12 protein-coding genes are annotated in these 9,560 nt (G+C 73.5%); 6 read left to right on the top strand and 6 right to left on the bottom strand.

The window, feature by feature from the left end:
- A partial coding sequence (locus tag CHF16_RS37660) for an acyl-CoA dehydrogenase family protein (RefSeq protein ID WP_281259429.1) occupies positions 1-237 on the top strand: 237 nt, incomplete at its 5' end.
- Here the strand turns inward: CHF16_RS37660 and CHF16_RS37655 are convergent.
- Positions 230-1,684, bottom strand: a complete 1,455-nt coding sequence (locus CHF16_RS37655) for a sensor histidine kinase (RefSeq protein WP_089330975.1) — start codon at positions 1,682-1,684, stop codon at positions 230-232. The two genes, CHF16_RS37660 and CHF16_RS37655, sit on opposite strands and share 8 nt — an antisense overlap.
- Position 1,685: 1 nt before the next feature.
- Complete coding sequence (locus CHF16_RS37650; protein WP_089330974.1) at positions 1,686-2,366, bottom strand: response regulator transcription factor; 681 nt, start codon at positions 2,364-2,366, stop codon at positions 1,686-1,688.
- A gap of 114 nt (positions 2,367-2,480) precedes the next feature.
- Between CHF16_RS37650 and CHF16_RS37645 the strand changes: the two genes are divergently transcribed.
- Genes CHF16_RS37645 through CHF16_RS37630 form a run of 4 tightly spaced genes read left to right on the top strand, consistent with a single transcriptional unit; the run spans position 2,481 to position 5,451 of the window.
- Positions 2,481-3,137 carry a PepSY domain-containing protein gene (locus CHF16_RS37645; RefSeq protein ID WP_218827025.1) on the top strand — a complete coding sequence of 219 codons (657 nt, stop codon included), beginning with the start codon at positions 2,481-2,483 and terminating at the stop codon, positions 3,135-3,137.
- A 41-nt stretch (positions 3,138-3,178) separates the two neighbouring features.
- Positions 3,179-3,976 carry an SAM-dependent methyltransferase gene (locus tag CHF16_RS37640; RefSeq protein ID WP_089330973.1) on the top strand — a complete coding sequence of 266 codons (798 nt, stop codon included), beginning with the start codon at positions 3,179-3,181 and terminating at the stop codon, positions 3,974-3,976.
- 20 nt (positions 3,977-3,996) lie between these two features.
- Positions 3,997-4,473: an SRPBCC family protein gene (locus CHF16_RS37635; RefSeq protein WP_089330972.1), complete on the top strand. Its 477-nt coding sequence runs from the start codon at positions 3,997-3,999 to the stop codon at positions 4,471-4,473.
- Positions 4,474-4,506: 33 nt separating this feature from the next.
- Positions 4,507-5,451 carry a ribose-phosphate diphosphokinase gene (locus CHF16_RS37630; protein WP_089330971.1) on the top strand — a complete coding sequence of 315 codons (945 nt, stop codon included), beginning with the start codon at positions 4,507-4,509 and terminating at the stop codon, positions 5,449-5,451.
- Between the two features lie 40 nt (positions 5,452-5,491).
- Here CHF16_RS37630 and CHF16_RS42020 read toward each other — a convergent pair whose 3' ends face one another.
- Both CHF16_RS42020 and CHF16_RS37620 read right to left on the bottom strand, forming a co-directional pair.
- Positions 5,492-7,495, bottom strand: coding sequence for an SNIPE associated domain-containing protein (locus CHF16_RS42020; protein ID WP_089330970.1), 2,004 nt, complete (start codon positions 7,493-7,495; stop codon positions 5,492-5,494).
- 147 nt (positions 7,496-7,642) lie between these two features.
- A complete protein-coding gene (locus CHF16_RS37620) occupies positions 7,643-7,912 on the bottom strand; it encodes a hypothetical protein (protein WP_089330969.1) in 270 nt (89 codons plus the stop codon).
- Positions 7,913-8,037: 125 nt separating this feature from the next.
- Here CHF16_RS37620 and CHF16_RS37615 point away from each other — a divergent pair, with 125 nt between their 5' ends.
- Positions 8,038-8,673, top strand: a complete 636-nt coding sequence (locus CHF16_RS37615; RefSeq protein ID WP_245869783.1) for a YdcF family protein — start codon at positions 8,038-8,040, stop codon at positions 8,671-8,673.
- Here CHF16_RS37615 and CHF16_RS37610 read toward each other — a convergent pair.
- Together CHF16_RS37610 and CHF16_RS40720 are read right to left on the bottom strand one after the other, a co-directional pair.
- Complete coding sequence (locus tag CHF16_RS37610) at positions 8,670-8,879, bottom strand: DUF5999 family protein (RefSeq protein WP_179271899.1); 210 nt, start codon at positions 8,877-8,879, stop codon at positions 8,670-8,672. The two genes, CHF16_RS37615 and CHF16_RS37610, sit on opposite strands and share 4 nt — an antisense overlap.
- 137 nt (positions 8,880-9,016) lie before the next feature.
- Positions 9,017-9,514, bottom strand: a complete 498-nt coding sequence (locus CHF16_RS40720; RefSeq protein ID WP_179271898.1) for a hypothetical protein — start codon at positions 9,512-9,514, stop codon at positions 9,017-9,019.
- Between the last annotated feature and the right edge of the window lie 46 nt (positions 9,515-9,560).

Genomic DNA, 9,560 nt, shown 5'->3' with positions numbered 1-9,560 from the left:
CGGGCGATGGGCGGGGAGAAGGTCGCGGATCTGACGTTCGTGTCGTCGGCGTGCAAGGCGCTGGCCTCGGATGTGGCGATGGACGTGACGACCGATGCGGTGCAGTTGCTGGGTGGGTACGGGTACACGCGGGAGTTCCCGGTGGAGCGGATGATGCGCGACGCCAAGATCACTCAGATCTACGAGGGCACCAACCAGATCCAGCGCATGGTGATGGCCCGCCAGCTCCTCAAGTAGCTCGGGCGGCCGGCAGCCGCACCTCGAACAGCGCGCCGCCGCCGGGGGCCTCGCCGACGGTGAGGCTCCCGCCGTGCGCCGCGACCAGGTCCCGGGCGATGGCGAGGCCCAGCCCGGCGCCCCCCTCGTCGCGGCTGCGGGCGTCGTCCAGCCGGACGAACCGCTCGAAGATCCGCTCGCGGTCGGCGGGCGGCACGCCCGGCCCGTCGTCGGCCACGCGCAGCACCGCCGCGCCCGCCTCCTCGCGCAGCGACAGCCGGACGGCCGCGCCCGCGTGCCGCTGCGCGTTGTCGAGCAGGTTGCCCACCACCCGCGCCAGCCGTCCCGGGACGCCCATGACCTGCGGGTCCGCGTCGATCGACGCCTGGACGGCGATGCGGTCGCCGGGGGCGCGGCGGTCCAGCTCGTCCCGGACGAGGCGGCCGAGCGCGACCGGGCGGGCCGGGGGCCGCTCCCCGGCGTCGATCCGGGCGAGCAGCAGCAGGTCGGCGGCGAGATGCTGGAGCCGCACGACGTCCTCGACGAGGCCGTCCACGTCCAGCAGCTCCGGGTGCGCGGCGGCCACCTCCAGCTGCGTGCGCAGCGATGCGATCGGGCTGCGCAGCTCGTGCGAGGCGTCCGCGACGAAGCCGCGCTGCCGCGCCACCGACTCCTCCAGCGCGGCGAGCGTCTCGTTCGTCGTCGCGGCGAGGCCCGCGATCTCGTCGCGCGCGTCCGGCACCGGCACCCGCCGGGCCAGGTCGCCGGAGGCGGTGATCTCCGCCAGCTCCGCGCGGACGGCCTCCACCGGGCGCAGCGCCCGCCGCGTGACCAGCCACGTCACGCCCGCGACCACGGCCAGCAGCAGCGGCAGGCCGGCGAGCATCGCGCGGGTGACGGTGCCGACCGCGTCCCGCGCCGCCGCGAGATCGGCACCCGCGTACACGGTGACCGTCTCGTCGCCCGGCGTCGTCACCTCGACCGCCGCGAACCGGTAGTCGGCCGTCCGGCCGTCGACCGTCGCGCGGCCGGTGCCGAACCCCGGGTCGTCGCCCGACACCTCGCCGCGTCCGGGATCGTCGTCGCCGTCGCGGCCGTCGCGGCCCCGGTGGTCGTCGTCGCGGTCGTCGTCGCCGGACGGGGCCGCGCCCGGCCGGACGCCGGGGGAGCCGGTGCCGTCGATCGCCTGCAGGTCCTCGCTGACCGCGCGCACCCGGCCGTCCTCGTCGACGACCTGGACCGGGTGGTCCTCGCCGTCCGGCAGGTCGAGGCTCCGGAACGGCGTGCCCGTCGCGAGCTGCGCCGCGACCTCCCGCGCCGCGACCTCGGCCCGCAGGTCCGCCTGCCCGGCCAGGTTCGCGCGCAGCAGCAGCACCACCGCGAGCCCGGCGGCGACCAGCGCGACCGCCACCACGGCCGTCGCGCCCAGCGTCGTCCGGGCCCGGACGGACCCGAGGCGGCGCGCCACGTCAGGCGCCCCCGTCCCGGGCCAGCCGGTACCCGGCGCCGCGCACCGTCGTGATCGACCGGCGCCCGAACGGGACGTCGAGCTTGCGGCGCAGCGCGCTCACGTACACCTCGACGATGTTGGGGTCGCCGTCGTAGGCGAAGTCCCAGACGGCCTCCATGATCTGCGCCTTCGACACGACCCGCCCGGCGTTGGCCGCGAGGTGCTCCAGCACGGCGAACTCCTTGGCGGTCAGCTCCACCTCCGCCTCGCCCCGGAACACCCGCCGCGCAGCCGGGTCCACGGTGAGGTCGCCCAGGACGATGGCGGGCGCGGCGCCGCGCGTGCGGCGGCGCAGCAGCGCGCGGACGCGCGCCACCAGCACCACGTACGAGAACGGCTTGGTGAGGTAGTCGTCGGCGCCGGTGTCGAGGCCCTCCGCCTCGTCGTACTCGCCGTCCTTGGCGGTCAGCATCAGGATCGGGGTCTCGTCGCCCTCCGCCCGCAGCCGCGCGCACACCCGGTAGCCGTTCATCCCGGGCAGCATGATGTCGAGGACGATCAGGTCGTAGCCGCCGCCGAGCGCCCGGTGCAGCCCCTCGGTGCCGTCGTGGACGGTCTCGACGACGAAGCCCTCGGCCGCCAGCCCCCGCGCGAGGGACGTGGCCAGGCGCTTCTCGTCCTCCACGATCAGCAGGCGCATGCCCCCAGCCTGCCAAACGGCACCTGAAGGCGGCTTCAGGTTGGTTCAGGAGTGCTACAGGAAGACTTGTCAACGTGGGGTTCGCAAGGACGAACCGAACGGAAGGCGGAACCGATGAAGATCGACGCACGGCGCATGGTCACCGGGCGCGGGCTGCTGGTCACGGTCGTCGCCGCGGGCGCGCTGGCCGCCGGCGGGACGACGGCCGCGTTCGCGACCGCGCACGACGGGCCGTCGGCGCCCCCGTCCGCGAGCCCGTCCGCGCCCCCGTCCGCGAGCCCCTCCGCGGGAGCGCCCGGCGGCGCGGCGCCCGACCCCTCGGTCGCGCTGGCGCAGGCGGTGGACGCGGCGCTGCGGAAGGTGCCCGGCACGGTCGCGGAGGCCGAGCTCGACGACGAGCACGGCAAGGCGGTGTGGGAGTTCGACGTCCTCGCCCAGGACGGGACGTGGCGGGACGTGACCGTCGACTCCGGCACCGGCAAGGTCCTCGGCGACCGGGCGGACGGCAACGACGACCACGACGGCGCCGCGGAGGCCGCCGCCCTGCGCAAGGCGACCCTGTCCGCTCCCGCCGCCGCCGACGCGGCGCTGAAGGCCGTCCAGGGGCACGTCACGTCCGCCGAGTTCGAGCACGAGCACGGCAAGGCCGTCTGGGAGGTCGACGTGACCGGAAAGGACGGCGCCGAGCACGAGGTCACGGTGGACGCCGCGTCCGGCAAGGTCCTCGCCCAGGCGACCGACGAGCCGGACGGCGACGACGACGAGGACTGACGGGCACCGGGGCCGGGAAGGGGACACCGCAGGAGGTGCGCATGAGCGAGCAGAGGCCCGGCCCCGGGATCGACACGAGCGTGTCGCACGTGGCGCGCATCTGGAACTACTGGCTGGGCGGCAAGGACAACTATCCGGTGGACCGCGAGGTCGGCGACCAGATCCTCGGGATGCTGCCGGACGTAGCACGGCTTGCGCGCGCGTCCCGGCTGTTCCTCAACCGGGTCGTGTGGCACCTGGCCGCCGAGGCGGGCATCCGCCAGTTCATCGACATCGGCACGGGCCTTCCCACCGTCGACAACACCCACGAGGTCGCCCAGCGGGCCGCGCCCGAGTCGAGGATCGTCTACGTCGACAACGACCCGCTCGTGCTGGAGCACGCGAAGTCGCTCCTCACCAGCACCCCCGAGGGGCGCACCGCCTACATCCACGCCGACCTCCGCGAACCCGACGGCATCCTGGAGGGCGCCGCCGAGACGCTCGACCTGAGCCGGCCGGTCGCGTTCACGCTGATGGGCATCCTGGAGTTCATCCCCGACGACGACGAGGCGTACGCGATCGTGCGGCGGCTGCTGTCCGCGGTGCCGTCCGGCAGCTACTTCGCCATGTACGACGGGACGAACGTCGTCCACGGCGCGGCGTCCGACCGGATCGTGGAGGTGTGGAACGCCGCCGGCAACGCGGAGCTCGTGCTGCGGACCCCCGAGCAGATCGCCGGCTTCTTCGAGGGCCTGGAGATCGAGGAGCCCGGGATCGTCCCCGTGACGCACTGGCGCCCCGACACGCCCGGCGAACCCGAGCCGGTCGACGCCTACGGCGGCGTGGGCCGCAAGCCCTAGACCACTCCGGGAGCAGGCCGATGTCCGCGGACGAGTTCGCCTACACCATCTACATCAACGCCGAGCCGGAACGCGTCTGGGAGGCCCTCACCGACCCCGCCGCCACCCGCAGCTACTGGGGCGTCGCCTTCGAGACCGACTGGCGGCCCGGCTCCGCGATGACCTGGCACGAGCAGGACGCGACGACCGCCGACCCCGAGCAGACCGTCCTGGAGGCCGAGCCGGGCCGCCGCCTGGCCTACACCTGGCACACCTTCACGCCCGAATGGGCGAAGAGCGTCGGCGTGGACGAGGAGACGCGCCGCGCCCTCCTGGCGGAGCCCCGCTCCACGGTGTCGTTCGTCATCGAACCGGCCGGCGCCACCGCAAGGCTGACCGTCGTCCACCGCGCGGGCGGGGCGCTGCTCGCCATGTCGCGGCACGGCTGGCCGCACGTCCTGTCCGGGCTGAAGACGCTTCTGGAGACCGGCGAGCCCCTCGCCACCACCGACCTCTAGCATGACCCCGGTCGATCACGTGAGGAGCGGTTCGTGCGAGAGATCGCGGTGTTCAGCGGCAGCGCCCACCCGGAACTGGCCGAAGAGGTCTGCGCGCACCTCGGCGTCCCGCTGAGCCCCTCGCGCGTCGACCGCTTCGCCAACGACTGCCTGGAGGTGCAGCTCCAGGCCAACTGCCGGGAGCGGGACGTCTTCCTGGTCCAGCCGCTCGTCGCGCCCGTCCAGGAGCACCTCGTCGAGTTGCTGCTGATGTGCGACGCCGCCCGCGGCGCGTCCGCGAGCCGCATCACCGTCGTGATGCCGCACTACGCCTACGCCCGCTCCGACAAGAAGGACGCGCCCCGCATCTCCATCGGCGGCCGCCTGGTCGCCGACCTGCTCGTCGCCTCCGGCGCGAGCCGCGTCCTCGCCATGACCCTGCACTCGCCGCAGGTGCACGGCTTCTTCTCCGTCCCCGTCGACCACCTGCACGCGCTGCGCGAGCTCGCCGACCACTTCCGCGGCCACGACCTGTCCCGCACCACCGTCGTCTCGCCCGACCTCGGCAACGCCAAGGAGGCCGCGGCCTTCGCCCGCCTCCTCGGCGTCCAGGTCGCCGCCGGCGCCAAGCAGCGCTTCCCCGACGACCGCGTCAAGATCAGCTCCGTCATCGGCGACATCGCCGGCCGCGACGTGATCGTCCTGGACGACGAGATCGCCAAGGGCAGCACCGTCCTGGAACTGCTGGACCGGCTCCGCGAACTGGGCGCCCGCACCATCCGCGTCGCCTGCACCCACGGCCTGTTCGCCGCCGGCGCCCTGCAGCGCCTCACCGCCCAGCCGGACGTCCTGGAGATCGTCTGCACCAACACGGTCCCCGTCCCGAACGGCGACCGCAGCGACAAGCTCAGCGTCCTCTCCATAGCCCCGGCCCTCGCCGAGGCCGTCCGCCGCATCCACAACGGCGAATCGGTGAGCGCCCTCTTCGAATCCCCCTGAACCTGCCCTGACCCCGCCCTGACCGCGCCCTGATTGGGGCCTACCGCCGGCTCTGCCGGAACTCCTGGGCCTCCGGCACCTCGGTGTACTCCAGCAGATGGCTGCCGGCGATACGCTCCAGCGCCTCGCGCACCTCCCCGGGCGTCGCGTAGAAGAACTCCCGCCGCAGGTTGACCTGGTTGACGCGCTTGTCGGCGAACTCCTGGTGCAGCCGTCCCTCCAGCCCCACGGCGTCCTCACTGAAGATGAGCGCGTGGACGTCGAAGCGGAACGGCACGGACGCGTCGCCCAGTTCCCGCACCCGGTCCATCGGGTCCAGCCGCCGCGTCATGCCGATCTTCACCATCCGCTCGCCGAACGCCCCGATGTTGGAGATCACGTACACGTACCCGGCCCGCACCTTCGCCGCCCGGCCCTCGACATCGTCGATGGCCGCCTCGACGTCGGCGAGCTTGGCCCGCAGGTCCGCGGCGCCCTCCGCGTCCCCGTTGGCCTCCAGCCTGGCGAGGGCCGACTCCACGTGCGAGCGCTCCTTGAGCAGCCGGGCCTTCTCCCGCTCGAACTCCTTGCGCGCCTTGTCCTCCTCGCGCTGCCGCTCCCGCTCGGCCCGCACCCGCTCCTTCTCCTCCTCCGCCTTCGCGAGGTGGTCGGCGGTCAGCCGCAGCTCCTTGACACGGACCTCCCGGTACTGGCGGCTGACCCGGATGTCCATCGTCTTGCCGAGCCGCTCGATCGTCTGCGCCGTCTTGTCCAGCCGGTCGATCGCCGACTGGAGCTTGTAGGGGCGCATCGTCCGGATGAGGTTGTCCGCTTCGGCGTTGTAGGCCCGCAGCATCAGCTTGGAGAAGTCGCGCACCATCTTCGCGCCCTGCGCGGCGGACCCGTTCACCGTCCAGTTCGTCGCGCCGACGACCGCCTTGCCGCCGCTCGCCATGGACTTGATCCGGTCCTTCACCTTGGCCAGCTCGGCCTTGTAGGCGACGACGTCGCCGAGCGGGTGCTGGTACTCGTAGACTCCCGCCTCCTGGAGCAGCGCGAGGTCCTGCGTCTCCACGATGTCCTTGCGCAGCCGCGCCAGCTCCCGGCGCTTCTCCGCGACCTTCCGCCGGACCTCGGCGGCCTCGTCCCGCAGCCGCCCGATCTCTGCGGCGACCTCCGGGGCGTCCAGCCCGCCGAGCCGCTCCAGCCACTGCCGCAGCTCCGCGTTCTCGGCCTCCAGCTCCTCGATGCGCTGCCGCTTCCCGCCGAACACGGGCAGGGACCTCGACGCCGGATGCTGCCCCACAACGGGCCGCGGCGCGGGGACCGCCTGCTGCGGGGGGACGGGCCGGGGGGCCGGAGCGGGCATCGGCGCGGCCGGAACGGGGACGGGAGCGGCCGGGGCGGGGACCGGCGGCGCGGCCGGGAGCCAGAACTGCCATCCGGCCGGGGCGGGCGGCCAGCTCGCGTCGGGCTGCCAGCCGGGCGGCGGCGTCCACCCGGGCGGCGGTGCGGGCCACGTCGGCGGCGGGTTGTACCGCCACCCGGACGGTGCCGGGGCCGCGACGAGGGGCTCGGGGGCGGGTGGTGCCGGGACGGGCGCCGCGGGGGCGGGAGTGGGCGCTGCGGGAGCGGGCGTCGCGGGGGCGGGCGGTGCCGGGGCGGGCCGCGGGGTCCGGGCCAGGCCCTCGATGACACTGCTGATGTGCGGCGCGTCCTGGTCGTGGACGTCGCCGAAGTCGGTCTCCGCTCCGGTACCGTCCAGCACCACGAGGAACCAGCGCTGCTTGTAGGACTTGCGGGTCTCGACGGCGGTGACGTCCGCGATGGGGACCTCCTGCCGCGGCCCCTCCCTGACCAGGTCCGGCGCGGAGAAACCGAGGACGCGCCGCTCGGTGACGGCGATGTGGGTGAGCGTCGGCAGGGCCTTCACGGTCGCCGCGAGCGCCAGAACCGTCTCACCGTCCCGCAGGAAGAACCTGATCTGCCGGAGCATGTGCTCCGCCGCGCCGGGATCGACCTCGACTCCGACATAGCCCGGCCGTGGCGTGTTCTGCACCGTCATCGCTACCTCACAGCGCCGTCTCTGGGCAGAACGGGGCGCTCGCAAAGCGCGTGGCGTTCCCCGTGCCGCCGCCTTCGTGGTCAGTCGAGGGGAGCGCCCGACCCCTTTAGGACGGGCCGGCGGCGGACGGGGTTTACCGGGGCGGGGTCAGCGGCGCATGCCGCTGCCGCCGGGTTCTTCTTCGCCGTCGGTGGTGGGCTCCAGTTCCAGGTACTCGTCCTCGGGCCACAGCTCGTCGGCGAGGGCGGCGAGGTACTCCTCGTCGCCGGGGTCGAGTTCGGCGGTCATGGACTCCGGGTGCGCGGCCTCGGGGGGCGGGGGGTCCGTCGCGGTTCTCGAGGGCATCGGGCGGAGCAGGCGGGGCAGGCAGAGGCCGAACAGAGCCAGCAGGGACACGAGGACCAGGACTGTGATCACACCACACCGTCCTTTCGCGGTCGAGTTCCACATGATTCTTGCGTAAGTAGCAAAACAGTTGAACGTTAGCGGGAGGCCCCGCCGGATGGGAGTCCGACATGCGGGCCGCCGGGGACAATGACCCCGTGGAGTCTCATGTGGACGCGCGGGCGCGCGAGCTGGCACGAGTCGTCTGGGACCACCTCGTGCTGACCGGCCCCCTCTCCAAGGCTGACGTGATCCTGGCTCTGGGGTGCCACGACACGCGGGTGGCGGCTCATGCGGCGCGGCTCTGGCACGCGGGACGGGCGCCGCTGGTGGTCGTGTCGGGCGGGCGCGGCAAGATGACGTCGGGGTGGGCCGAGACCGAGGCGCGGGTGTTCGCGCGGGTGGCGCGGGAGCGCGGGGTGCCGGAAGAGGCGCTGGTGCTGGAGGAGACGGCGACCAACACGGGGGAGAACATCACCGCGTCCAGGCGGCTGCTGGACGGCCGGGGCGTCGCGGTGCGGCGGGGGATCCTGGTGGCGAAGCCCTACATGACGCGGCGGGCGCTCGCGACGGCGCGGCGGCGGTGGCCCGGGGCCGAATGGTCAGCGGCGGCGCCGGAGCTGGGGTTCGAGGCGTACTGCGACCGCCGGTCCATCGAGCTGATGGTGGGCGACCTGCAGCGCATGGTCGTGTACGCCGAGCGCGGGTACCAGGTGCCGATGCCGGTACCGGCCGAGGTGTGGGCGGCCTACGAGGAGCTCGCCCGGCTCGGGTACGACGCGCACGTGATCTAGGCGGTGGTGAGCGGGCGGCGCGGGGCGACGGCCCTGCCGTCGGGCAGCAGCTCGCCGGTGTCCTCGAAGACGACGATCCCGTTGCAGAGCAGGCTCCAGCCCTGCTCCGGGTGGTTGGCGACGGTCCGCGCGGCCTCGCGGTCGAGGTCGTCGGGCGCCGGGCACGGCGGTTCGTGCGTACAGGCGGTGTGGTGCTGTGCGGTCACGGAGTTCCTCCACGGTGTCCCAGAGATTTAGGACATAGGCCAGCCTGCCGCTCCGCGTCCGAAATATGCAAGTGGATGAGGAATTCTTTACTGTTCGTCGGGTGTGAGTAGACGGCAGATCGGGCAATCGGCACGATTCACCGCAAGAGGCCGCCATCGGGCTCGTCGCCGTGGTCGACGTCCAGGCCGACGACGGACGCGCAGCCCGTGCAGATCCACTCGCCGATGACGGCCTCGGAGTTGGTCGCGTGCGTCCGGTACGGGCGCTCGACCCGCCGGCGGCGCATCCCGTGGCCGCAGGACGAGTGCAGGAGCCGGCCGCAGGTCGGGCACGGCCACACGTCCTCGCGGCGCAGGTCGCAGCGGGGGCACAGCGGCGCCTCGTAGTGCCCGGCGGGCTCGCCGAACGCCATCTCGTCCAGCCACTCGTGCTCGAGGTCGAGGTACTCGTCGCGCGGCCAGTGGTGGTCGGCGAGCCAGGCCAGGTACTCCTCGTCCCCCGGGCCGAGGACGGTCGTCAGCGACTCGGGGTGCTCGTCGTCCGAGCGGTGTCGGCGCCTGCCGTGCCGCGCGGTGGCCAGGAGCGTCAGCAGGCCGAGGAGCGCGGCCGCGGCCAGGCCTGTCGCCAGGGGCATCGCGGCGGTCCTTACATGATCTTGTGGCGGGAAAGTCCGATCATGA

Origin of the sequence: Actinomadura meyerae (genome assembly GCF_900188445.1) — a bacterium.
Classification (GTDB): domain Bacteria; phylum Actinomycetota; class Actinomycetes; order Streptosporangiales; family Streptosporangiaceae; genus Spirillospora; species Spirillospora meyerae.
This window is presented reverse-complemented; position numbering and strand designations above follow the sequence as displayed.